This is a genomic window from Variovorax robiniae (assembly GCF_037889955.1).
In the GTDB taxonomy this organism is placed as follows: domain Bacteria; phylum Pseudomonadota; class Gammaproteobacteria; order Burkholderiales; family Burkholderiaceae_C; genus Variovorax; species Variovorax robiniae.
In genome coordinates this window covers 482,597-505,094 of sequence record NZ_JBBKZS010000004.1, presented here as the reverse complement: position 1 = coordinate 505,094, position 22,498 = coordinate 482,597, and the positions used below count along the sequence as shown (strand labels likewise).

The window sequence follows — 22,498 nt, the reverse complement described above, 5'->3', positions numbered from 1 at the left end:
CCCTGCTCTCGGCTGACACGATCAAGATCAACAGCCAGGGCAATGGCGACCTGACCAATTCCGGCACCATCGCCGGGCGTTCGCTGGTGGACATCAAGGCCGACACCATCAATAACCTGGGCGGGCGGATCTCTGGCGGCAGCGTGGCGCTGGACGCCAAGGCGGACTTGAACATCATCGGCGGCAGCATCGATGCGCGCCAGAAGATGACGCTCGACGCGGGTCGCGACATCAACATCGAGACCACCACGCGCAGCAACGCCGCCGGTGGCGGCTCCGCCACCACGGTGGACCAGGTGGTCGGCCTCTACGTGAGCAACCCTGGCGGTTCCCTCAAGGCCACCGCACAGCGCGACTTCAACCTCGTCGGCGCAGTCGTCAGCAACGCTGGCAACGGCGGCACCGACCTGATCGCGAAGAACGACCTCAACCTCAAGACCGTCACCGAGTCGCGCACCGTCTCCGGCGTGGGCGCTGGCCATGCCATGGTGGCGACGAGTTCGAACGAACTGGGCACCACCGTCACCAGCGGCGGCACCACGACGCTCAAGGCGGATCGCGACATCTACGTGCGCCAGGCCACGGTGGACGCGGGCCAAGCGATCCTGAGCGTAAACGCCGGTCGCGACATCACCATCGAGGCGGGCCAGCGCAAGGAGTCCGGCGCCTACTCGGCCAGTTGGACGGACAAGGGCCTCGCGAGCAAGACGTCCAACATCTTCAACGGTGTGTACGACAACAGCACCAGCGTGGGCAGCAGCTTCTCGGGCGGCAGCATCGCGATGACGGGTCGCGGCACAAGCAGCGCGTCCGTCGATTTCCAGCACCAGACCACCAACGCGAGCGGCCTGCGTGAGGTTTGCGCCTTGCCTTTGCGCGCGGAGTGATTACAGTGCGCCCTTGGCCCACGCATCCGCGGGCAACACGGAGGTTGGGTATGGCCGAGGATCCGTTTGCAGACCTGAAGAAGCGGCAACGCGAGATGTGGGCATCCTTTGCCCCGACGGCTACCTTCACCACCCCGGTGGCTGCCAAGCTCGTGAACTTCGCGCAGCTGAAGCCTGGTGACGAGGTGCTCGACGTGGCCACCGGCACGGGCGTCGTGGCCATCACCGCGGCACGCGCCGGCGCGAAAGTCTCTGCACTCGACCTGACACCCGAACTCATTGAAGCTGCCCGCGAGAACGGCCAGGTCGCCGGCCATGAGGAGATCACCTGGAGCGTGGGCGACGCCGAGCAACTGCCCTACCCCGACGCGACTTTCGATGTCGTCCTGAGCCAGTTCGGCCATATGTTTGCACCACGCCCCGACGTGACGATTGCCGAGATGCGACGCGTACTCAAGCCCGGCGGCCGTGTCGCCTTCGCCACCTGGCCGCCCGAGCATTTGGTCGGTCGCATGTTCGCACTCATCGGCCGCCACTCGCCACCGCCCCCGGGGGCCGCGCCTCCACCTCAATGGGGCAATCCGGCCATCGTCACGGAACGCCTTGCACCGCATTTCGAGGCGCCTTTCTTCGGACGCGCCGCCATGTACTTCCCGGCACTGAGCATTCCGCACTTCAGGCTGTTCATGGAGCGCTCGATCGGGCCCATGCAGAAACTCGTGGAGAGCTATGCAAGCGACCCCGCGAAGCTGGCCGGCCTGCGCGGCGAATTCGAGGCACTGGTCGCACCCTATTACGTCGACAACCTCATGCAGCAGCAATTCCTGCTGACCCGCGCGCAGGCACGTTGAGCCAGCGTCTGGCAGGAGCGCCCGAGCCCTACCGCTCCACCTTCAGGAACAAATCCCGATCCGGCGCAAAGTTGCCATACAGCGGCAGCAGCGCCCCGCCAATGGCCCGCGCATCCGCCCCGATCGCCCCCGCCAGGATCTGCGGCCGCGTCACGCCCTCCCAGCTGTAGTGATCGAAGGCCTCGCCGACCTGCGCCAGCAGCGCGGCCAGCATCTCGCGGCTGAAGGAGCCGTCGATGATCACGCCGTCGAGGTCGAGCAATGCCGCCGCGCTGTCGATGGCCAGCGCAATGGCCAATGCCGACTCGCGCATCCAGGCCTGCGTGACAGACAACCACGGCGCCTGCAACGCACGCTCGTCGGCAAGGGCGCCAGGATCGAGCTTCGCCTTCACGTACATGGCCTCCAGCGTGAACAGCGACGCGACACTCAGCAACTGGCGCGGCGGCGCACCGTCCGCACCGCCGAGGCCGAGCGGCATCGAACCGACCGCGCCGGCATTGCCGGTGACGCCGTGGCGCAGGTGGCTGTCGATGACCAGCCCGCCGCCGATGAAGGTGTCGATGTAGATGTAGAGGAAGCTGCGGATGCTGCGCCCGCGCCCGGCCACCAGTTCGGCGACGCAGGCGGCGGAGGTGTCCTTGACCATTTCCACCGGCAACGCGGTCATGGCGGCGACCTTGGCCTGGATGTCGATGCTGCTCCACTTGCCGGCCCGCTCGGGCGCGACACCGAGCAATGATTGCCAGCCCCCGAGTGACAGCGGCGCCGCGATACCGATGCCGTGCAACAGTTGCGCGCGCTTGGGGCCGAGCGATTTGCGCAGTGCGGCGAGGCGGCTGCGGATCTCGTCGAACAGCGTGTCGGGGTCGGGGAACTCGTAGTCGAGCGTCAGGCGCTCGCGCACCTGCGCAGTGAAGTCGACCAGCAGCACGTCCAGGCTGCGGCGGCCGATCTTGATGCCGATGGAGAAGGCGCCGTCGGGGTTCAGCGCCATCGGGATGGAGGGCTGGCCGATCTTGCCGCGCACCGGCGCATGCTTGAGCACCAGGCCGTCGGCTTCGAGCCGCGCGATGATGATCTGCACCGTTTGCGCCGTGAGGTGTGTGACGCGTGCGATCTCGGCCTTGGGCAGCGCGCCGTGCAAGCGGATGGCCTGCAGCACCACGCGCTCGTTGAACTGGCGCATGCCGACCTGGTTGGAGCCGCGCGGGCGTAGCCTGGGGGTCGCTGCTTCCGCGGTGCGCGCTTCGGCCGGCCGCGCCGCGCTCGTGCTCGTGACAACACTCATGGCACCAAGGCGTGCGCAATCACGCCCTTCTTGAAAACAAAATTCGAATACGCCTGCATCTCCCCAGTTTGCACGATCGCAAAGGCGCGCCCGACGCGCTCGTAGAACGCAAAGCGCTCCACCGCCTCGCACTGCCCCTCCCCCGCATCGCCTCGCGCACACATCTGCCCGATCACGTCGCGCTGCAAGGCGGAGCGATAGCCTGGCGGCGTGTCGCCCACCTGCATGAAAGTCACCGGCTGCGCCACCGCCGCATCCAGCGGCAGCACCGACAGCACCGCCGCGCAGGCCTCGCGCATCCCGACGCCGGGCAGCCGGATGATCGGCTTGCCGCGGGCCAGGGAATGCGCGGTGAAGTTGGCGTCGGCCAGCACGATCTCGTCACCGTGGCCCATCTCGCACAGCACCTTCAGCAGGTCCGGCGCGAGCAATGGGTCGATGTTCTTCAGCATGGTTCGCCCGTGTCTGCTGTCAGGCCAGTGCTTGCTGCGGCAGTTCGTCGGGGCGCATGGCACCGGTCATTACGGCCACCGTGTCGCTCATGCTGATGTTCTTCGGGTTCACGATACAGGCCCGCTTGCCCAGGCGGGCGATGTGGATGCGGTCGGCGATCTCGAAGACGTGCGGCATGTTGTGGCTGATGAGGATCACGGGGAGGCCCTTCTCCCTCACCCGCCGGATGAGTTCGAGCACCATGTTGCCCTCCTTCACGCCGAGCGCCGCGGTAGGCTCGTCCAGGATCACGACGTGCCTCGCGAAGGCCGCGCTGCGCGCCACCGCCACGCATTGCCGCTGGCCGCCGGAGAGCGTCTCCACCGCCTGCGTCATCGAGCGGATGCCCACCTTGAGGTCGTTCATGCGGGCGATGCTTTCGTCGAGCATCTTCTTCTTGTCGATGATGCGCAGCAGCCTGGAGAAGAAGCCTTCCTTGATGATCTCGCGGCCGAGGAACAGGTTCTCGGAGATGGTCATGGCGGGGGCCACGGCCAGGTCCTGGTAGACCGTCTCGATGCCCTCCTTGCGGGCGTCCATCGGCGACTTGAAGTGGATCACCTTGCCGTCGAGCTTGACCTCGCCCTCGTCGGGAATCGTGGCGCCGGAGAGCGCCTTGATCAGCGAGGACTTTCCGGCGCCGTTGTCGCCGATCACGGCCATGATCTCGCCGGCACGAAGTTCGAAGTCCGCGCCGTCCAGCGCCGTGACGTTGCCGTAGCGCTTGACCAGGCCCTTGGCCTCCATGACGAGCGGGCCGTGGGAATGAACTGGAGTGGTCATGATCAGCGGGCTCCCTTGCGAGACAGTTGGTCGGTGGCGACGGCCAGGATGACCAGCACGCCGGTGATGAGCACCTGGTAGACCGAGGCCACGCCCATCAGCGTCAGGCCGTTGCGGAACACACCCACGATCACCGCGCCGAGGAGCGTGCCGAGGATGATGCCGCGACCGCCGAAGAGGCTGGTGCCGCCGAGCACCACGGCCGTGATGGCGTCGAGGTTCTCGGTCTGGCCGGCGTTGGGGTCGCCCACACCGGTGCGGGCCACCGACAGCAGCGAGGCAATGCCGTAGAAGAGGCCGGCTGTCACATAGACCATCAGCAGCACCTTGTCGGTCGCGATACCGGTCAGGCGGGTCGCTTCAGGGTTGTTGCCCACCGCGTAGACGTGCCGCCCGGGCTGCGTGTCGCGCAGGCCCCACCACATGAAGATGTACAGCACGATCATGAAGATCGTCCCGTAGTTGAGCGCCGCGCCACCCAGCGAGATGGTGTTGCCGAAGAAGGTCATCGCAGGCGGCAGGTCGGTGATGGTCTGCGCACCCGAGTAGAGCTGCGTGATCGCGAAGGCGATGTTCATCGTGCCCAGCGTCACGATGAAGGGCGGCAGCTTGATGCGCGTGACCAGCAGGCCGTTGACCAGGCCGAAGGCCATGCACGCCAGGATCCCGCACAGGATGGCCAGGTACTCGTTCATCCCGCTGGCCACTGCCAGCTTGGTCATGACGATGCCGCCCAGCGACATCACCATGCCGCAGCTCAGGTCGATGCCGGCCGTCAGGATGATGAGCGTCTGGCCGATCGCGATCGTGCCCACCACCATCACCTGCTGCAGGATCAGCGAGAAGTTCTGAACCGACAGGAATCGGTCGCTCTGGGTCGAGAAGAACACGACTGCGATCAGCAGCGCGATCAGCGGTCCGAGGGTGGCGACCGGCGGGAGCTTCATCTTGCTCCCGGTGTCAGCTTTGGGGGTGGCGGCGGCGGTGCTCATGTCATGTCCCGGCGCTTACTTGTTGCCCCAGCAAAGGTCGGTGCCGACCTTCGTGTCCTTGCTGTCGACGCCGGCCATCGGCTTGTCGGTGATCAGCGTGACGCCGGTGTCGGTGTAGCCCTTGGCCTTGGTGCCGTTCTTGGCATAGGCCACGCCGGCCTCGACGCCCATCGAGGCCATCTTCAGCGGGTATTGCTGCGAGGTGGCGGCGATGACGCCGGCCTTCACGTTCTTGATGCCGGCGCAACCGCCGTCGACCGAGACGATCACCACGCCCTTCTCCTTGCCGGCGTTCTTCAGCGCCTGGTAGGCACCGGCGGCGGCGGGCTCGTTGATGGTGTAGACGAGGTTGATGTCGGGGTTCTTCTGCAGGCAGTTCTCCATCGCGGTCTGGCCCTTGGCCTGGTCGCCGAAGCTGTCGGCCATGCAGACCACGGCCGCGTCCTTCGCCAGTTCATTGCTCTTGGCGTCCAGCGACTTCAGGCCGAAGCCGTTCATGAAGCCGTTGTGGCGCTGCGCACCGACCGGGTGGCCGGGGAACAGGTCGAGCGTGGCGATCTTGGCGGGCTTGCCGGCCATGGCGACCTTGGCGTACTTGCCGATGAGCTCGCCGGCCGTGTAGTTGTTGGTGGCGAAGAGCGCGTCGGCGGCGTCGGCCGGGTCGGTCGGGCTGTCGAGCGCAATGAACATCACGCCTTGCGCCTGCGCCTTCTTGATGGCCGGCACGATGGCCTTGGAATCGTTGGGCGTGATGAGGATGGTCTTGGCGCCGCCCGCAATCATGTTCTCGATGGCCGTCACCTGGCCGGCGTTGTCGCCGTCCTGCTTGCCGGCGGCGCTCAGCAGCTTGGCACCCTGGGCGGTGGCCGCCGCCTGGGCGCCCTCCTTCATCTTCACGAAGAACGGATTGGTGTCCGTCTTGGTGATAAGCCCGACCACCGGTTGGTCCGCCGCGACGGCGAAGCCTGCGGCGCAGAGGCCGGCGGTGATGGTGAGGGCAATGCGGATCGGGGTCTTCGGCATGAGTGTCTCCATTGGCGTTTGCGGTCGATGGGCGGCCGCGTTGGGTGGTGAGGGCCTGCGTCGCCGGGTTTGCATGCCCGGTGGCGTGGAGGGATTGTGGGCGTGCCGACTAACTAAATCAATTAGATTTATTAAGTAGTTTCCCGGATATGACGCCCGACCCGCAGGCCCTGCGCGACGATGGTCAGGGCCGGATTGAGGGCGCCCGACGAGGGGAAATGGCTGGCGTCGACCACGAACAGGTTCGGGTGGTCGTGGCTGCGGCACCAGCGGTCGAGTACGGAGTGCGCCGGGTCGTCGCCCATGCGGACCGTGCCGCACTGGTGCGAGGGCGTGTCGATGCCGAAGGGGCGGCTCAGGATGGCGCTGAAGCCGATCCGCTTCAATAGCCCTTTGGTGCGGCTCACGAAGCGGTGATGCGTGGCCATGTTGGTGCGATGCCAGTTCAGTTCCACCCCGCCGCCGGCAAGCGGGCGCACGGTGCTCTGCGGATGTGGCAGGTCCTCGGACATGACCAGCCAGTCGACGCTGTGGCGCGAGAGCATGCGGCCGGCCCAGCGCGGCATGCGTGGCATGGCCGAGCGGACCATGGGCTCCTGGATGTTGCCGAGCATCTGCACGTTGCCGAGGGGCACGCGCTCGTCGGCGGCGCCGAGGTAGAAGTCGTTCAGCGCCAGGGTCTTGGTGAAGCGCGTGTCGTTCACGGTCAGCGGCAGCATGCCCATGAGGCAGGTCGTGTTGTGGTTCATGAAGTGGCGGCCTACGCAGCCGGAGGTATTGGCCAGCCCGTTCGGATGGCGCGGCGTGGCCGAGCGCAGCAGCAACAGGGCCGAATTGATGGCACCCGCGCTGAGGACGAACAGCGGCGCACGCACCGTCTGTCGCTCTCCCTTGTGGAGGACCTCGGCGGCGACGATCCTGTGGCCCCGTTCATCGGTGACGAGGCGCGTGACTTCGCTGCCGGTCTGCAGGGTGACGTTGGGGTGGCGCAGGGCCGGGTCGACCAGGCACTTCTCCGCATCGCCCTTGGCCTGCACCGCGCAGGGGAAGGCATCGCAGGTGCCGCAGCGCAGGCAGGGGCCGCCCTCGCGCAGGTCGATGGCGGATGGCATGTGGAAGGGGTTCAGGCCGAGCGCCTGCAGCTTGAGGGCCAACTCACCGATGAGGGGTTCGTGCAGCACGGGCGGGAACGCGTAGGCGCTGCTGCGCGGCGGCTCGCTCGGGTCGACGCCGGCGTGGCCGTGCACATGAAACAGTTGCTCGGCCTCGGCATAGAAGGGTTCCAGGTCGGCATAGCGGATGGGCCACGCGGGCGAGAGGCCGTCTTCATGCTCGACGGCCTCGAAGTCCTGCTCGCGAAGGCGGAACATCGCCGTGCCGTAGAACTTCGTGTGGCCGCCGACGAAGTGGTACTGGCCCGGCGTGAACGCCCTGCCCTCGCCGTCCTGCCAGCGTTCGTGGGCGCGGTAGCGGCGCTCGACGAACACCGCCTCGGGGTCGTTGTTCTGCGGCTCGCGCGGCAGGCGCTCGCCGCGCTCGAGGATCAGGATGCGCGCGCCGGTGCCGGCCAGGCTGAGCGCCATGGCGCCGCCGCCAGCGCCGGAACCGATGATGACGATGTCGTAGTCCACGCCGCTCCTTCAGGCGAGACGAACGGGCGTCCGCCGGCCCGTGCGCGAGGCCTCCACGACGGCCAGCGCCGCGGCCAGGGAGCGCATCCCGTCCTCACCGGAGGCCGCGGGCACACCCTCCCCGCGCACCGCTGCCGCGAACTGCGCGAGCGAATGGGCATAGAGGTCGTGCGGTACGAGCGCTATCTGGCGCTCGCCCTCAGCGGTGCGCAGCAACACCTCGCCGACGGGCCGCTGCGTCATCACGTCGCGCCCGATGATCGAGCCGGCCGTACCGTGGATCTCGATGCCGGTGCCCGCATGGGCCACGTTGAAGGCATCGTGCAGTTGCGCCAGCACACCGTTGTCGAAGCGCAGCACGGCCATCACGCCGTCTTCCACCGGGCCGTCCCCTTGGCTCATGGCCACGGCCTCGACCGGCTCCGCATCGAGCAGGAAGCGCAGCGTGTCGGCATCGTGGACGGTGATGTCGAGGATCACGCCGCCGCCCGCGTCGGGCTTGTGCACGCGCCAGCCTTGCAGGTGGGCGGGCAGCTTCACCGCATGGAAGACGCGCGCGAACAGCGGCTGGCCGATCGCGCCATCGCGTATGAGTTGGCGAATGGCGATGTGCGAGGCGGCGTTGCGCAAGTGGTGGTTGGTGCCCAGCACCACGCCTGCGCCCTCGCAGGCCGCGACGATGGCCTGCGCATCGGCCAGCGTCATGGCGAGCGGCTTCTCGCACAGCACATGCCTGCCAGCGCGGGCGGCGGCGATGGCTTGCGGGGCATGCAGTTCATTGGTGGTGCTGATGTAGACCGCGTCGACGGCCGGGTTGGCGAGCAGTTCGTCGAGCGACGTGGTCGATGCGGGGATGCCGTGCGCTGTCGCGTAGGCCGCGCCGCGCTGCGCATCGCCGCTCATCACGGCCGCAACGGCGTGGCCGGGTTGCGCGCGGATCGCATCGATCATCCATTCATGGGCGATGGTGCTGGCGCCGATCAGTCCCCAGCCGAGGGTGTCTTTCATTCGAAGTCTCCTTGCGTGCCAACAGCGACACGGTGAATGAAGCGTAGGTGTGACGCCCCATCGCGCATGGCAGGGATGCCGCAGCTTCTTGCACAATTGCCGCATGTCGTCGGCCGTCCGCCGATGCAAATCACTCCACTCGCAAGCGATGCCCCTGCGCCCCCGATTCGAGCAAGTCAGCGTCGGCCGAGGCGAGTCATGGACCTTGTTCGATCGCCGCCTGCCGGCTTTTCCGTTCAACTGGCACTACCACCCGGAATACGAACTGACGCTCACGCTCAACAGCGTCGGCGAACGCTTCGTGGGCGACCACGTGGCGCGCTATGGCGATGGCGACCTGGTGCTGGTGGGCCCGAACCTGCCGCATGCATGGCAGTCGCGCAGCGCGTTGCAACCTGGGCAGCCGCACCACGCGGTCGTGGCCTGGTTCACGCGCCAATGGGCCGAGGGATTGACCCTGCCCTACCCGGAGTTGGGTGGCATCGGGCAGTTGCTGGCGGAGTCCTCTCGCGGCCTGTTCTTCGGGCCGGGCACGGCGGCGCTGGTGCGTCCGCGTTTGCTCGGCCTGATCGATGCCGCACCGGCGGCACGCTGGCTCGGCCTTGTCGAGATCCTGCTGATGCTGGCCGCCGACGCCAGCCGCGAGCCGCTCGCCCTGCAGGGTTTTGCCGGCGAAGATGCGCCGCGCGAGCGCGCTCGCCTGGACCGCGTGCTCGCCCATCTGCATGCGCACTATGCCGAGCCGATCCGGCTTGCCACCCTGGCCGAGCTGGCGGCGATGAGCGAGAGCCAGTTGCAACGCTTCTTCAAGCGCTGCACGCGCACCACGGTGAGCGGCTATCTGGCGACCCTGCGCATCGGCCACGCCTGCGCGATGTTGCTGGAGGACAACCGCCCCATCGCGCACATTGCCGAGGCGGCAGGCTTTACGCAGGCGGCGTATTTCACACGGCAGTTCCGCGCGCTGAAGGGCATGACGCCGAAGGAGTTCAGGGCGCAGTATTCGGCCTGACGGCGGCCGTCGCCCATCAACGCGTCATCGCCTGCTGTTGCGCCAGGTCCGGTACGGGTAGCCGCCTTGGGTGCACAGCACTTCGCCATAGGGGTTGTAGCGGTCGCATGCGGCGCGGGCGCCTGACATGGCCACGGGTGTCAGGCGGCGGTCCTTGCGCGGCTTGGCGTTGCTGACCGGGACGGCCCGGGCAGGTCGCGCCTTCATGCCGGGGGCTGGCGTGGCGGCCTCCTCGATGATCGGCTGGGCTGTCGCCTTCTCTTCCCACGTCGACTCGGGCTTCGGCACCGGCAGATGCGCAGCGGTCAGGACCTCGCGCTCCTCCGCATGCAGGCGCGGCGGCGGGACCGCGGCCTGCGCCACGGGCACGCCCGCTGGCGCGCGCATGTGCGGCACGCGCGCCGACGTGGACGCCCAGACCACCAGAGCCAGCACGCCCACCAGCAGCAATACGCCAAAACACAGCCACACCGTCATGGCCTGCGCGCCCGTCAAGCGCAGGGACGCACCCCCGCGTCGACCAGCGCTTGCCGCGCCCATCGACTCCGCCCGCATGGATTCCAGCAGCGACGGCGCCGTGGGCGCAAAGGCCGGCAGCTTGGCAAGGCATCCGCGACAGAACATCGCGCTGTCGCGGTTATCGGTTCCGCAGGTGGGGCAAGTGGCTGGCATTCCCTCCTCTCAACCGACCAGGGTCGGGTTGCGCCGCGCTTCATCCAGCCGACGCTGGCGAATCGGCTGCGCACAGGAAGAAGCGCGGGCTGCGCCAGGCTGCGCGCAGGTGCGGTTCACGCACATCGCGCGGGCGAAGAAGTTCATCTCGTCGCAGCGGGCCAACTGGGCGGACGCGCTTTGCGAACTTGGCGCATGCTGTGGCGCCGCCGCCTGCCTTCGCACCGCTGCGGCCTTCCGCGAGGGTCGCTCCGCCGGGGACTCGGCGATGGACTCTTCTTCCTCTTCTTCGGTAGCGGAGAAGGCAGGCTCGGGTGCCGACTCGACCATCGCATGGGTCGTGGGCTCCGGCTGCACCGTCACGGGCACCGCGGCCTGCTCCGGCAATTCGACCGGGGCGAGCGGTTGCAGCATGGCGCGCTGCGCGGGCGAGGCGGACGGAGAAGACTCGCCCAGCGGAATGCCGGCGGCGGCTGCAATGATGATCAGGAACGCACCCATGCAGCTCGACGCCAGGGGGATGCGTCGCGCCTTGATCGGCACGGGACCTTGCGCGGATGCGGATGGCGGTTCGCTCGTCGCGTAGTACGCGGGCAGCTTGCCCGTGCAGCCCTTGCAATAGCGGCGCGATGCGAGGTTGATGGTCTGGCACGCCTCGCACACGCTGCGAGGCGCCCGGCTGCCCCATCGCGCGAGATCCAGCAGATCGCCAAACGCGATGCCCGGCGTGGAAGTCCTCGACGAGGGTGATATCGCGACGGCCATCATCGTCCACGCGGTGCGCGGCCTGCGACGCAGAACTTTTCGACACGGCGGCTGAACAACATGCTGGGGCTCCTGGCTCGTCGACGATGGCAGGAAACCTGCCGCATGCAAGGTGCAGCGGTGCGGCCTTGGCACGTGTAAGACATCGGCTGATCCCGCTGTCGATGGCGATGCGGGTGACGCTACAACTTTTCGGATGGCGCTACAAGTGGAAACGTCGCTGACGCCTCAATCTCGCCGCGACCTAGGTACGCCTTCCCGATCCGAGGTGCCCAAAGCCAGGTCAGTGGCCAACGAAAGATCGGCGATCCAGGCGGCATAGGCGTCGTCCTGCTGCGACGGGTCGCCGCGCAGCAGCGCAGAGGGATGCAAGGTGACCAGCACCCGTTCCCCGCGCGGGCCTTCGTGCCACTGGCCACGCTCTTTCATCACGGCAACGGGGCGGCCCAGCAGGGCGCGGGCCGCGGTCGCGCCGAGGGCGACCAGGGCCCGCGGCTTCACCTGGGCGATCTCGCTTTCGAGCCAGTGCAGGCAGGCCGCGGCCTCCTGCTGGCTCGGCGTCTTGTGGATGCGGCGCTTGCCGCGCAACTCGAACTTGAAATGCTTGACGGCATTGCTGACCCAGATCCGGTCGCGCGGCCAGCCGAGGTCGGCGCAGGCGCGGTCGAACAGCTTGCCGGCCGGGCCGACGAAGGGATGGCCGCGCAGGTCTTCCTGGTCGCCGGGCTGCTCGCCGACGACCATCAGCGCCGCGTTCACCGGGCCTTCGCCGAACACGGACTGGGTGGCGTGTTCGCCGATCGGGCATTCGCGGCAGCGCTCGGTGGCGGCCTTGAGTTGGGCCAGCGCCTTGTCGGGATCGGCGGAGAGCTTCAGGTGTGAGGTGGACATGCGCTGCTCCTCGTGATTCGCCAGGGGCACGATGCGGCGCGCGGGCGTGGTGGCCGGCGCCTCGATCATCCGCCCGCTGCGCGAGACGGCCTCGGCCGCGAGCGGGCTGATCAGTTCGGCCTCGGGCAGGTTGCGCCAGTACCGGCGCGGCATCTCCTTCTGCATCATCGCGAGCTTGAGCCGCGCGGGGTTGAAGATGTGCCGGTAGTAGGTGAGCCACAGGGCCTCGCCGGCATCGGCCGGCGGCGCGTCCTGCTTGCGGGCGCCGGGGCCGAAGCGCAGGGTCTCGCCGTCCCACTCGATCGAACGCTCCGGCGTCAGGATGGCCCATCGCATCTGGGTGAAACGGCGCACGAAGAATGGGGCGGTGGCCTCGACGATGTGGTGCTCCGGCTCGAACCAGGCGACGTGCAGCGGCGTCGCTTCATCGCCTTGCGGACCGATGGTGCGGAAGCGGACGAAGGCGGTCATCTTGTGCATGTCGCGGCGGACGGCCTTCGCCATCTGGTCGGCTTGGACGCGGTCGGGGTCGATGGGGTCGTGGCGCAGCGCGGGCTCGTGCGTGAGGCGCCACAGCAGGCGATAGAGCAGGCCGAAGCGGGCGGGGTCGCGGTGCAGGACGACGGTTTCGCAGAGGGTGATGAAGTCGGGCGGGACCGTGGCTGTCGCGGGCGACGACCGCTCGCCCGCGAGTTGCGAGGATTGCCTGGCGATGGTTGGAGACGGTCGCTCGGCCGCAGGTCGATCAACAGCGGATTGCGCCGCGAACAAGTCTTCCGCTGCACTCGCCCGCGTGTGCCAGGCGATGGCATCGGGAGGCACGCCCTGCGCGAGCAGTGCGCGGGCCTCGCGGCGGAAGCCGGGCCAGTCGGTGTCACCGTCGAGCGTGACGGTGTGGAGCGCGGCGGCGGCATGGGCAAACATGGGCGCAATCTGCTGCCGCGCGCCGGGCCACGCTGTAGGCGCTCAGGCGGAAAAGAGCGAAGCCTGCACCGGCGCGGACTTGAGCCGTGCTGCGAGGTCGCTGGCTTCCAGCGCCCGCCCCGGCCGATGGTCGGCCAGCAGCACGAAGGGCATCACCTTGCGCATCGGCACATGCAGCCGCTTCAGGTCTTCGCAGCGCAGGCGCCGCACGCGCCGCGCCACCAACAGGCGCTCCGCGGCCTTCACGCCAAGGCCCGGCACGCGCAGCAGCATCTCTCGGGGTGCGAGGTTGAGGTCGACCGGAAAGCGATCGCGATGCGCCAGCGCCCAGGCCAGCTTGGGGTCGACGTCGAGCGACAGCATGCCGCCCTTGTCGTCGGCAGATGCCGGCACGATCTCGTCATGCGTGAAGCCATAGAAGCGCATGAGCCAGTCGGCCTGGTAGAGCCGGTGTTCGCGCACCATCGGCGGCGCGGCCAGGGGCAGATTGCGCGACGCGTCGGGGATCGGGCTGAAGGCGGAGTAGTAGACGCGCTTGAGGCGATACGCGCCGTAGAGATTCGCGCTGGTCGAGAGGATGGTGCGGTCGTCGGTGGCGTCGGCGCCGACGATCATCTGGGTGCTCTGCCCGGCCGGCGCGAACTTCGGCGCCGCCGCCCTGCCCGGCTTGGCGCCCGGCATCGAGACGACTTGCATGGCCGCGTCGTCGTACGCCGCGCCCTTCGCATCGTCGATGTGCACGCGCAGGCGTGCCATCGAGCGGCGAATGGCGGCGCCGTCCTTCTCGGGCGCCAACGCCTCCAAGCCTTGCACTGTCGGCAACTCGATGTTGATGCTGAGTCGGTCGGCATAACGCCCGGCCTTCTGCAGCAGTTCGGGCGAGGCGTCCGGAATGGTCTTCAGATGGATGTAGCCGCGAAAGTCATGATCCTCACGCAGCGCGCGCGCCACCTCGACCACCTGTTCCATCGTGTAGTCGGGGCTCTGGATGATGCCGCTCGAGAGGAACAGGCCTTCGATGCAGTTGCGGCGGTAGAAGTCGAGCGTGAGTTGGACCACCTCGTCGACCGTGAAGCGGGCGCGCTGCACGTTGCTGCTGGCGCGGTTGACGCAGTAGAGGCAGTCGTACTGGCAGAAGTTGGTGAGCAGGATCTTCAGCAGCGAGATGCAGCGGCCGTCGGGCGCGTAGCTGTGGCAGATGCCGGAGCCTTCGGTCGAGCCGATACCCCGCCCGCCGACCGAGTCGCGCTTGCTGCTGCCGCTGGAGGCACAGGAGGCGTCGTATTTGGCGGCGTCGGCGAGGATGGCGAGCTTGCGCTGAACACTGGACATATATCCAGTACATCCTACTCTTCCCTGGTGACCGAGTACAGGCCGTCGATCACGTTGTCAGCCCGGCCGCACTTTCAGCGCGGTTGCGAATTGCCGGCCAGCAGTTGCGCGATCCGCGCTACACCACCGGTGCCACTCGCCGCGCGGCCGACCAGCACGGTACCCAAGGCGCCAGCCAGCATGCGCCCGATGACCGAACGGCCGCTGGCCGCCTTCCACAGCAGCAGGGCGCCCACGCCGAGCACGATCACATGCTCGCCCGGGAAGTCCGGTCTTTGCTGGTCGTATTGCCTGACTTGGTCGAAGACCGATTCGCGTTGTGGTTGCATGAGGGCTCCTTGATTCAGCGCCCCATTGATATGCCGTACGCCACCCTCGCGATGTAGGCATGCAGGCACGACGTTCGTCGGGCAGCCGGCTTGCGATCCGGGATGCGAACGGTCACGACGAATCGGGCCAGCGTCGAGGCACGCGCCCTTCCCCGACTCCTGTTCAAAGGCTCACCTTCGCGGCCCGCCAAACCCTTCCAGTCGCACCCCCACCGCCGTCACCGCGATGATCAGCGCCCCCCAGATCGCCAGCGTGAGGAAGGGGCTGAAGCCCAGCAGGTTGAACGCCGACGAAATCAGTTGAAGCAGGATGAGCGCCATCACCAAGCCACCCACCTTGCCGAAGCCGCCGAACGGATCGACGCCACCCAGCACCGCCGCCAGGATCGTCACCAGCAGGTAGCTCTCCCCGTACGAGGCATTGGCCGAGTTGAAGCGCGCCATCATCACCAGCGCCGCGACCACGGCCAACAGGCTCGACAGCACATACACGCCGAGCAGCACCCGCCGCGTGTCCACGCCCGAATAGCGCGTCGCCTTCTCGCTCGACCCGATCATGTAGACCTTGTGGCCGAACGGGCTCTTGTTGAGCAGCACCGCCATCGGCACGCAGAGCGCCAGGAAGATCATCAGCGCCACCGGCACGCCGGCCAGCGTGCCGTTGCCCAGGAACACGATCGGCTCCGAAAAGCCGGAGATCACGTTGCCGCGCGTGAGCCCGATCGACAGGCCCTTGCACAGCGTCATCGTGCCCAGCGTCGCGAGGATCGGCGACACGCCGAGGTAGGCGATGACGTAGCCATTGATGAGGCCGACCACCAGCGCCACGCCCATCCCGGCGAGGATGGCAATCACCTGCCAGCCGCCCCACATGAAGCCCTCCGCGCCCGGCACCTGCGTGGTCAGCACCCAGCCCATCGTCAGTGCGCAGAGATTGGCGGTCGCGATGATCGAGAGGTTGAGCCCGCCCGACAGCAGCGTGACCATCATCGCCAGCGACAGGATGCCCAGTTCCGGCAACTGGAAGGCCATGGACTGCAGCGAGCCGACGCTGAAGAAGCGCTGGCCGAGCAGCAACCCGAACACCGCCAGCAAGGCCACCAGCACCAGCGACAACATCGGCACCGTGCCGCCGCGCAGGAAGCGTGCGAGCGCCATCAGTTGATCGCCTTCGTTGCGCGACGACGGCGCTCCGACCAGGCCGTCATCGACACGGCGACGAGGATCGTCAGCCCGACGAACCACTGGTTCCAGTACGAGGACACGCCGATCAGCACCAGCCCGTTCTGCAGGATCGCCAAGAGCGCCACGCCAAGGATCGCACCCATCACCGTGCCCACGCCGCCGGTGAGGCTCGCACCGCCCAGCACCACCGCGGCGAGCACATCGAGTTCCTTGCCGACCAGCACCGTCGGCGTCACCGATTGCGCGAGCTGCGCCTGCACCAGCGAGGCCACGCCCGCGACAAAACCCAGGTAGCCGTAGACCAGCACGTTGAGCCGGAACACATGGAAGCCGAGGCGCTGCGCCGCATCCTTGTTGCCGCCCATCGCATAGATCTGCCGGCCGACGTTGGTGCGGTTCAGCAGCAGCCACGCCGCGAGGAACGCCAGCACCAGCACGATGATCTGCAGGTTCAGCGCATAGGGCACGCCGCTCGCGTCCTCCTGTTCGAACCACCAGATGCCGTCGCGGAAGAACTTCGGCAGCGAGGTGATGTACTTGCCGCCGGTCGAGAAGATGAGCAGGCCGTAGAAGATGTTGAGCGTCGCGATCGACACGATGATCGAGGAGATGCGCAGCTTGGTGATGAACACCGCATTGATCACACCGCACACGACGCCCACCGCCGCCGCGATGGCGAAGAGCGGTAGCCAGCCGAGGCCGTGCTGGATGCCGATGGTCAGCGCTATGTACTGCGCAATCGACGCCGTGGCCGTGAACGAGATGTCGATGCCGCCCGAGATCAGCACCACCAGCAGGCCCGAGGCCAGGATGCCGATGAAGGCATTCGAGGTCAGCAGGTCGTAGAGGTTCTGGATGGTGAGGAAGCTGTCGGTCGCCAGCGAGAGCGCCAGCGACAGCACCAGGATGACGGCGAGCAGCCAGAACTCGTGGCTGCGTCTGAAGCGCTGGAGCGCGGAGGTTCCGGATGACTTAGGCATCGACCATCGCCTGCAATTCCTCTTCGCTTGATTCGTGCGGCACGCGCTCGCCGACGAGCTTGCCACCGCGCATCACCAGGACTCGGTGCGAGTGATAGAAGACCTCCGGGATCTCGTCGGAGATCAGCAGGATCGCGACGCCCTTCGCCGCCAGCGCGCGCACCACTTCATAGATGCCGTCCTTGGCCGCGATGTCGACGCCGACGGTCGGGCTGTCGAGGATCAGCAGCTTGGGCGCGGTCGCCATCCACTTGGCAAGCACCACGCGCTGCTGGTTGCCGCCGGACAGCGTACGCACCGCGTTGTCCGCGTTCGGCGCCTTGATGGCCAACTCCTTGATCCAGTGCTGTGCCGTCGCCTGGCGCGTTTGCTCGGGCACCAGGCCGATGCCGTTGGTCAGCTTGTCCAGCACAGTCACCAGGATGTTCGAGGAGATCGGCTGCTCCAGCACGAGCCCCAGGTTGAGCCGGTCCTCCGAGACATAGGCGATGCCCTCCTCGATCGCCTGCGCATTGGTCTTGAGCGCGAGCGGCTTGCCGTTCAGCCGGATCTCGCCCGAAGTCGGCCGGTTCATGCCGAACAGCGACAGCGCGAACTCGGTGCGGCCGGAGCCGAGCAGTCCGGTCAGCCCGACGATCTCGCCCGCGCGGATGTCCAGGCTCACATCCTCGTACTGGCCCGTGCGCGTCAGGTGGCTCACCGACAGCACCACATCGGCGGTGGTCGAATCCGTCAGCGAGGTCTTGTAGGCGAAGGATTTGCCGGTCATCAGCGTCGCGAGCTTCTTGTCATCCATCTCACGCGCCGGGAATTCGCCGACCTTGGCGCCATCGCGCAGCACCGTCACGCGCTCGGCGATTTCCATGACTTCATCGAGCCGGTGCGAGACGAAAACGATGCAGATGCCGTGACGCTTCAAGTCGGCGACGAGCCGAATCAACGCATCGACCTCGTGCCGCGACAAGGAGGCTGTCGGCTCGTCCATGATGACCAGCTTGGCATCCGCCGCCATCGCGCGGCAGATCGCGACGAGTTGCCGATTGGCGATCGACAGGTCCTCGACCCGCTCGTCCGGGTCCAGCGACGCGCCGATGCGCGCCATCGCAGCCGCGGCCGTCGCGCGCAGCCGCTTCCAGTTCACCACCTGCGGCCGCCCCAGGTGGCTCGCAATGGAGATGTTCTCCGCCACCGTAAGGTTGGGGAACAGCGACAGGTCCTGGTAGATCACCTGGATGCCGCAGGCGGTGGAGTGCACCGGATCGAGGTGCGGATACTCCCGCCCCTCGATCACGATGCGCCCGCCCGGCTCCGGCGCCAGCACGCCGGAGATGATCTTGATCAGCGTCGACTTGCCCGAGCCGTTCTCACCGACCAGGCAATGCACCTCGCCGGCGGCCAGCGAGAGGTCGACGTCGCGCAATGCGACGACGCCGCCGAAGCGCTTGGAGATCCCTTGCAGTTCGAGGAAGTTGGCCAAGCAATCCTCAGAGACCGCCAGCGATCAAACCGCCGATCGTCTCGTTGTTGATCCGCATGATCTTGTCGACCTTGATCAGCTTGCCCGGCACGTCCACCGACGCCTTGCCCAGCCCCGGGATCTCGACGCCGTCCTTGATCGGCTTGCCATCGAGCACCAGCCGCGCGACCGCAACCATCGCGTAGCCGGCATCCGTCGGGTTCCACAGGAAGCCTTCGCGGATGATCCCGTCGGCGATCAGGTCCTTGGCCTGCGAAGGCAGCACCGTGCCGACCACCGCGATCTTCTTGCCCAGGCGCTTCTCGCGCACCGCGTTGCCCGCACCAATCGGCCCGTTGGAGCCGAAGCCCAGGATGCCCTTGAGGTTGGGATACGCCTTGATCACGTCCAGCGTGGTCTTGTACGAAGTGTCGATCTCGTCCGCGCCAGGGAAGCGGTCCGCGGCCAGCTTCATCTTCGGGTAGTTCTTCTTCTGGTAGGCAATGGCCGCATCGGCCCACTTGTTGTGCAGCGGCGTGGTCAACGTGCCGACGTACACCACGTATTCGCCCTCTTCGCCCATGTCCTTGGCGATGCGCTGCATCTGCACCTCGCCGAACTTGACCGAGTCGATCAGCTCCACGTTCCAGTCGCGCCCCTCCTGCTCCGGCCCTTCATGCGTGATGACCTTGATGCCCGCGGCCTGCGCCCGCTTGAGCACCGGCTCGCACACCTTTACGTCGAGCGGCACCAGGCCGATGACGGTCACCTTCTTGGCGATCTGGTCCTCCAGCAGCTTGACCTGCTGCGCCGGGTCGACATTGGCCGGGCCGACCATGGTGGCATCGATGCTGAAGTCCTTGGCGCCCTTCACGATGCCCTTCTCGACCGCGTTGAACCACGGGATGCCCGCGATCTTGACCACGGTCACCATCGACGGATTCGCCGCGAAGGCGAGTCGGCTGGCGAGCCCCGATGCGCCGGCCATGGCCGCGCTTCCCAATGTCTTGAGAGTCTTGCGTCTGTTCACTGGTTGTCTCCATGTTGTCCCGCGTTTTTGGCGAGCCTTGATTGCCCTCCCAGGGTGAGAACGCGAAGCTGCACAAATGCTAGTACCGGCGCTTGCAATTGACAACGGGGCTGCGGCGCGGCTTACCCTGATATCGACGAATGGGCTGTGCAATCGCGTCATGCGTTCTCGTGCGATTTGCAGTTCAATCCCGCGTTCCACTCACCCACGATGGAGACGACATGAAGCCGAAGACCACTGAAGAATATGTGCAGATCGACGAGGTGGAATGGCAGCCCTTCCCGGACGCCTTCTCCACTGGCGGCATTCGCTGGAAGCTGTTGAACGTGTCGCCCGGCTCGGGCGCCTGGACGGCGATCTTCGACTGCCCCGCGGGCTCGTCCTTCGCGCCGCACATCCATGCCGGCCCGGGCGAATACCTGCTGACCAAGGGCAGGATGGACGTGCGAGGCGGCAAGGCCGCGGGCGGGGCCACCGCCGTCGCGCCGGGCTACGGATTCGAGTCCTCGGGCGCGCGGCACGACAAGACGAACTTCCCGGAAGACAGCGAGTTCTACATGACCTTCCTTGGCCCGCTGACCTTCATCAAGCCGGACGGCAGTCCGATCGCGGTGATCGGCTGGGAAGAAGCCCAGGGTGCATGGGGTTGAAAACCTGACTTGGCAAGTCAGCTTGTCGGGGCGGCCGGGTCGAGCAAGCCAGCAGACTTCAGGTCGCTCCACAGCGCAGCCGGCACCGTGGCATCCGCATCGGCCGCGTTGGCTTCGATCTCCTCCGGCTTCACGCCACCAAGCACGACGGTGACCACGGCCGGATGCGCCATCGCGAACTGCAGTGCCGCGCGGCGGATCGAGGTGCCGTGCGCCGCGCAGATCTTCTCGATCTTGCGCACGCGCTCCATGATGTCTTCCGGCGCAGGCCCGTATTCGAAGTGCGCGCCCGGCACCGCGCCGGTGGCCAGGATGCCGGAGTTGAAGACGCCCGCCAGCATCACGCCCATGTTCTTCTGCTGCGCCAGCGGCAGGAACTCGGCCAGGCCGTTCTGGATGAGCAGCGAGTAGCGCCCCGCCAGCATCGCCACGTCGAAGTCGCCGGCCTTGGCGAACTTCACGCTCACGTCGGACTCGTTGATGCCGAAGCCGATGGCCGCCACCACCTTCTCGCTGCGCAGCTTGTCGAGCGCCTTGTAGGCACCGTCCATCGCCTCCTTGAAGTAGCGCTCGGCATCGACTCGGCCATGCGTCCACACGTCGCAGTCGTGGATCAGCAGCACGTCGATGCGGCTCAGCCCGGTGCGCAGCAGCGATTGCTCGACCGAGCGCATCGTGCCGTCGTAGCTGTAGTCGAAGCGCGGCGCATGCGGGTAGCCGCCGGCAAAGCCGGGCGAGTACACGTCGGGGTTCTTGGGCGGCGGCTTGGTGAAGGCATCCATCACGCGGCCGATCTTGGTCGAGACGATGACCTGGTCGCGCGGCACATGCCGCAGGCCGGCGCCGATGCGGGATTCGGCCAGCCCGTTGCCGTAGTGCGGCGAACTGTCGAACACCTTGACGCCGCTGGCATAGGCCCGCTCGATGGTGGCGATCGACGTCTTCTCGTCGAGCAGTTCGTAGAGGTCGCCCATGGGCGCGGTGCCCAGTCCGATGGCGGAGAACGCCAGGTTCGTGCCGTTGCGCGTCTGGAAGTTGCGTGACTTCATTGCGAATGTCTCCTCGTTGGATGCCGCGCGAGCTTAGCGCGGCTCGCCGTTTCTTGCGCGGCGCGTAGGTAGCGAGCTACCACCCGCATCGGGCCACCGCGCCGAATAATCGTCTCGCCCCACAACACGAAGAGACACGACCATGCATCCCACAAAGAAGCGACTCGCTCGGCGCGTTGCCGCCTTCGGCCTGCCGATCCTGCTCGGCGCCATCGCGCCGCCCTCCCTCGCCAACCAGGCCCTCGCCACCAAGTACAGCTGCCTCGCCTGCCACGCCGTGGCGACCAAACTCGTCGGCCCCGCCTACAAGGATGTCGCCGCCAAGTACAAGGACGACAAGGACGCCGTCGCCACGCTGGTCAAGAGCATCCGCAACGGCGGCAGCGGCCGCTGGGGCGACCTGGCGATGCCGCCGCAACCGCAGGTGCCGGAAGCCGATGCGAAGAAGCTGGCGGAATGGATCCTGGGCGGCGCAAAGTGACGCCCGGGGAGTACTTTCCCTTGTAGGTAGCCAGCTAAAACCCGGCGCCCGAAAGCGGGTGCAACACTGCGCAGCACAGGGCCGGATCGAGCCCGTCGAACGATGAAACAGGAGACATGACATGCGTGTGATCCCCATCGCACCGTCGGGCCTTGCCGGCGCCGATGCGTGCAGCGACGAAGACAACGGCCAGGTTCCCAAGCTCGACCTGCCCCTGGTGCGGCGCGAGTTCCTGAAGGGCTCCGGCATCCTCATGGGCACCATCGCCGCCGGCTCCGTGCTGGCCGCGCTGGCCCCCTCGCCCGTCTGGGCGCTGGAGCTGAAGCAGCTCAGCGAAAGCGAGGGCCAGACGCTGATGGCCATGGGCCGCGTGCTCTACCCGCACAAGAAGCTGCCCGACGCCGTCTACGCGCTGCTGGCCAAGGACCTCGACGGCAAGGCCGACGCGCTGCCGGTCGTGAAAGCCGGTATCGCGAGCCTCGACCAGGCCACCGGCGGCAGCTTCATGAAGGCCCCTGCCGCGAAGAAACTGGCCGCCGTCAAGGCCATCGAAGGCACACCCTTCTTCAACACCGTGCGCGGCCAATGCGTGACCTCGCTGTACGACAACGACATGGCCTTCGCGGCACTCGGCTACCCCGGCTCGGCCTGGGAAAAGGGCGGCTACATCACACGCGGCTTCCAGGACCTGAAGTGGCTCCCGGCGCCGCCGCAAGCCGCCAGCCCTCCGCCGTTCCTCGGCTGAAGCCCTCGCCAGCCACGTACGCGTACACAGCAAGCAGGA

General features: G+C 67.2%; 23 protein-coding genes. 6 read left to right on the top strand and 17 right to left on the bottom strand.

Annotated elements, in window-relative coordinates; all coding sequences use genetic code 11:
* Both WKW79_RS13365 and WKW79_RS13360 read left to right on the top strand, forming a co-directional pair.
* A partial coding sequence (locus WKW79_RS13365) for a hemagglutinin repeat-containing protein (protein WP_340335632.1) occupies positions 1–887 on the top strand: 887 nt, incomplete at its 5' end.
* A 50-nt stretch (positions 888–937) separates the two neighbouring features.
* On the top strand, positions 938–1,738 hold the full coding sequence (locus WKW79_RS13360; protein WP_340335631.1) for a class I SAM-dependent methyltransferase: 801 nt from the start codon (positions 938–940) through the stop codon (positions 1,736–1,738).
* A 28-nt stretch (positions 1,739–1,766) separates the two neighbouring features.
* On the opposite strand, the gene WKW79_RS13355 is transcribed toward WKW79_RS13360, so the two are convergent.
* From WKW79_RS13355 to WKW79_RS13325, 7 genes are all read right to left on the bottom strand, one after another.
* Positions 1,767–3,029: an ROK family transcriptional regulator gene (locus tag WKW79_RS13355; protein WP_422823885.1), complete on the bottom strand. Its 1,263-nt coding sequence runs from the start codon at positions 3,027–3,029 to the stop codon at positions 1,767–1,769.
* Complete coding sequence (locus WKW79_RS13350) at positions 3,026–3,481, bottom strand: RbsD/FucU family protein (RefSeq protein ID WP_340335630.1); 456 nt, start codon at positions 3,479–3,481, stop codon at positions 3,026–3,028. The genes WKW79_RS13355 and WKW79_RS13350 overlap by 4 nt, the downstream gene beginning before the upstream one ends.
* Before the next feature lie 19 nt (positions 3,482–3,500).
* Entirely contained in the window at positions 3,501–4,304 is an 804-nt protein-coding gene (locus WKW79_RS13345) for an ATP-binding cassette domain-containing protein (protein WP_340335629.1), read from the bottom strand.
* A gap of 2 nt (positions 4,305–4,306) precedes the next feature.
* Positions 4,307–5,296 (bottom strand): ABC transporter permease, encoded by a 990-nt coding sequence (locus tag WKW79_RS13340; protein ID WP_340335628.1) that lies wholly within the window; start codon positions 5,294–5,296, stop codon positions 4,307–4,309.
* A 15-nt stretch (positions 5,297–5,311) separates the two neighbouring features.
* A complete protein-coding gene (locus WKW79_RS13335; protein WP_340335627.1) occupies positions 5,312–6,319 on the bottom strand; it encodes a sugar ABC transporter substrate-binding protein in 1,008 nt (335 codons plus the stop codon).
* 131 nt (positions 6,320–6,450) lie between these two features.
* Positions 6,451–7,950, bottom strand: coding sequence for a GMC oxidoreductase (locus WKW79_RS13330; protein ID WP_340335626.1), 1,500 nt, complete (start codon positions 7,948–7,950; stop codon positions 6,451–6,453).
* 9 nt (positions 7,951–7,959) lie between these two features.
* Positions 7,960–8,958, bottom strand: coding sequence for a Gfo/Idh/MocA family protein (locus WKW79_RS13325; RefSeq protein WP_340335625.1), 999 nt, complete (start codon positions 8,956–8,958; stop codon positions 7,960–7,962).
* 205 nt (positions 8,959–9,163) lie between these two features.
* On the opposite strand from WKW79_RS13325, the gene WKW79_RS13320 reads away from it, so the two are divergent.
* Positions 9,164–9,970: a helix-turn-helix domain-containing protein gene (locus tag WKW79_RS13320; protein WP_340335624.1), complete on the top strand. Its 807-nt coding sequence runs from the start codon at positions 9,164–9,166 to the stop codon at positions 9,968–9,970.
* A gap of 24 nt (positions 9,971–9,994) precedes the next feature.
* Here the strand turns inward: WKW79_RS13320 and WKW79_RS13315 are convergent, their stop codons facing one another.
* The 9 genes from WKW79_RS13315 to WKW79_RS13275 all read right to left on the bottom strand — a co-directional run bounded on the left by WKW79_RS13315 (position 9,995) and on the right by WKW79_RS13275 (position 19,534).
* Positions 9,995–10,594, bottom strand: coding sequence for a hypothetical protein (locus tag WKW79_RS13315; protein WP_479694194.1), 600 nt, complete (start codon positions 10,592–10,594; stop codon positions 9,995–9,997).
* 57 nt (positions 10,595–10,651) lie between these two features.
* Positions 10,652–11,410, bottom strand: a complete 759-nt coding sequence (locus tag WKW79_RS13310) for a hypothetical protein (protein ID WP_340335622.1) — start codon at positions 11,408–11,410, stop codon at positions 10,652–10,654.
* A 225-nt stretch (positions 11,411–11,635) separates the two neighbouring features.
* Entirely contained in the window at positions 11,636–13,222 is a 1,587-nt protein-coding gene (locus WKW79_RS13305; protein WP_340335621.1) for a UdgX family uracil-DNA binding protein, read from the bottom strand.
* 42 nt (positions 13,223–13,264) lie between these two features.
* Positions 13,265–14,554, bottom strand: a complete 1,290-nt coding sequence (locus WKW79_RS13300) for a putative DNA modification/repair radical SAM protein (protein ID WP_340335620.1) — start codon at positions 14,552–14,554, stop codon at positions 13,265–13,267.
* A 74-nt stretch (positions 14,555–14,628) separates the two neighbouring features.
* The gene (locus tag WKW79_RS13295) at positions 14,629–14,883 is read right to left on the bottom strand and encodes a hypothetical protein (RefSeq protein ID WP_340335619.1); all 255 of its coding nucleotides are present in this window, start codon (positions 14,881–14,883) and stop codon (positions 14,629–14,631) included.
* A gap of 171 nt (positions 14,884–15,054) precedes the next feature.
* Positions 15,055–16,041, bottom strand: coding sequence for an ABC transporter permease (locus WKW79_RS13290; protein WP_340335618.1), 987 nt, complete (start codon positions 16,039–16,041; stop codon positions 15,055–15,057).
* Positions 16,041–17,048, bottom strand: coding sequence for an ABC transporter permease (locus tag WKW79_RS13285; protein ID WP_340335617.1), 1,008 nt, complete (start codon positions 17,046–17,048; stop codon positions 16,041–16,043). Before WKW79_RS13285 ends, WKW79_RS13290 begins: the two co-directional genes overlap by 1 nt.
* On the bottom strand, positions 17,041–18,525 hold the full coding sequence (locus WKW79_RS13280; protein WP_340335616.1) for a sugar ABC transporter ATP-binding protein: 1,485 nt from the start codon (positions 18,523–18,525) through the stop codon (positions 17,041–17,043). Before WKW79_RS13280 ends, WKW79_RS13285 begins: the two co-directional genes overlap by 8 nt.
* 7 nt (positions 18,526–18,532) lie before the next feature.
* Entirely contained in the window at positions 18,533–19,534 is a 1,002-nt protein-coding gene (locus WKW79_RS13275; RefSeq protein WP_340335615.1) for an autoinducer 2 ABC transporter substrate-binding protein, read from the bottom strand.
* 221 nt (positions 19,535–19,755) lie between these two features.
* On the opposite strand from WKW79_RS13275, the gene WKW79_RS13270 reads away from it, so the two are divergent.
* Positions 19,756–20,184: a cupin domain-containing protein gene (locus WKW79_RS13270; RefSeq protein WP_340335614.1), complete on the top strand. Its 429-nt coding sequence runs from the start codon at positions 19,756–19,758 to the stop codon at positions 20,182–20,184.
* Positions 20,185–20,201: 17 nt separating this feature from the next.
* Here WKW79_RS13270 and WKW79_RS13265 read toward each other — a convergent pair whose 3' ends face one another.
* Positions 20,202–21,233 (bottom strand): aldo/keto reductase, encoded by a 1,032-nt coding sequence (locus WKW79_RS13265; RefSeq protein WP_340335613.1) that lies wholly within the window; start codon positions 21,231–21,233, stop codon positions 20,202–20,204.
* Positions 21,234–21,375: 142 nt separating this feature from the next.
* Between WKW79_RS13265 and WKW79_RS13260 the strand changes: the two genes are divergently transcribed.
* Positions 21,376–21,714 (top strand): c-type cytochrome, encoded by a 339-nt coding sequence (locus WKW79_RS13260; protein ID WP_340335612.1) that lies wholly within the window; start codon positions 21,376–21,378, stop codon positions 21,712–21,714.
* Positions 21,715–21,835: 121 nt separating this feature from the next.
* Complete coding sequence (locus WKW79_RS13255) at positions 21,836–22,459, top strand: twin-arginine translocation signal domain-containing protein (RefSeq protein WP_340335611.1); 624 nt, start codon at positions 21,836–21,838, stop codon at positions 22,457–22,459.
* The last annotated feature ends 39 nt before the right edge of the window (positions 22,460–22,498 follow it).

Coding starts and splice junctions, on each gene's coding strand:
- WKW79_RS13360 (WP_340335631.1), top strand. CDS start 938: ATGGCCGAGGATCCGTTTGCAGACCTGAAGAAGCGGCAACGCGAGATG.
- WKW79_RS13325 (WP_340335625.1), bottom strand. CDS start 8,958: ATGAAAGACACCCTCGGCTGGGGACTGATCGGCGCCAGCACCATCGCC.
- WKW79_RS13350 (WP_340335630.1), bottom strand. CDS start 3,481: ATGCTGAAGAACATCGACCCATTGCTCGCGCCGGACCTGCTGAAGGTG.
- WKW79_RS13310 (WP_340335622.1), bottom strand. CDS start 11,410: ATGATGGCCGTCGCGATATCACCCTCGTCGAGGACTTCCACGCCGGGC.
- WKW79_RS13335 (WP_340335627.1), bottom strand. CDS start 6,319: ATGCCGAAGACCCCGATCCGCATTGCCCTCACCATCACCGCCGGCCTC.
- WKW79_RS13295 (WP_340335619.1), bottom strand. CDS start 14,883: ATGCAACCACAACGCGAATCGGTCTTCGACCAAGTCAGGCAATACGAC.
- WKW79_RS13290 (WP_340335618.1), bottom strand. CDS start 16,041: ATGGCGCTCGCACGCTTCCTGCGCGGCGGCACGGTGCCGATGTTGTCG.
- WKW79_RS13345 (WP_340335629.1), bottom strand. CDS start 4,304: ATGACCACTCCAGTTCATTCCCACGGCCCGCTCGTCATGGAGGCCAAG.
- WKW79_RS13340 (WP_340335628.1), bottom strand. CDS start 5,296: ATGAGCACCGCCGCCGCCACCCCCAAAGCTGACACCGGGAGCAAGATG.
- WKW79_RS13255 (WP_340335611.1), top strand. CDS start 21,836: ATGCGTGTGATCCCCATCGCACCGTCGGGCCTTGCCGGCGCCGATGCG.
- WKW79_RS13355 (WP_422823885.1), bottom strand. CDS start 3,029: ATGAGTGTTGTCACGAGCACGAGCGCGGCGCGGCCGGCCGAAGCGCGC.
- WKW79_RS13265 (WP_340335613.1), bottom strand. CDS start 21,233: ATGAAGTCACGCAACTTCCAGACGCGCAACGGCACGAACCTGGCGTTC.
- WKW79_RS13270 (WP_340335614.1), top strand. CDS start 19,756: ATGAAGCCGAAGACCACTGAAGAATATGTGCAGATCGACGAGGTGGAA.
- WKW79_RS13300 (WP_340335620.1), bottom strand. CDS start 14,554: ATGTCCAGTGTTCAGCGCAAGCTCGCCATCCTCGCCGACGCCGCCAAA.
- WKW79_RS13305 (WP_340335621.1), bottom strand. CDS start 13,222: ATGTTTGCCCATGCCGCCGCCGCGCTCCACACCGTCACGCTCGACGGT.
- WKW79_RS13285 (WP_340335617.1), bottom strand. CDS start 17,048: ATGCCTAAGTCATCCGGAACCTCCGCGCTCCAGCGCTTCAGACGCAGC.
- WKW79_RS13315 (WP_479694194.1), bottom strand. CDS start 10,594: ATGTTCTGTCGCGGATGCCTTGCCAAGCTGCCGGCCTTTGCGCCCACG.
- WKW79_RS13260 (WP_340335612.1), top strand. CDS start 21,376: ATGCATCCCACAAAGAAGCGACTCGCTCGGCGCGTTGCCGCCTTCGGC.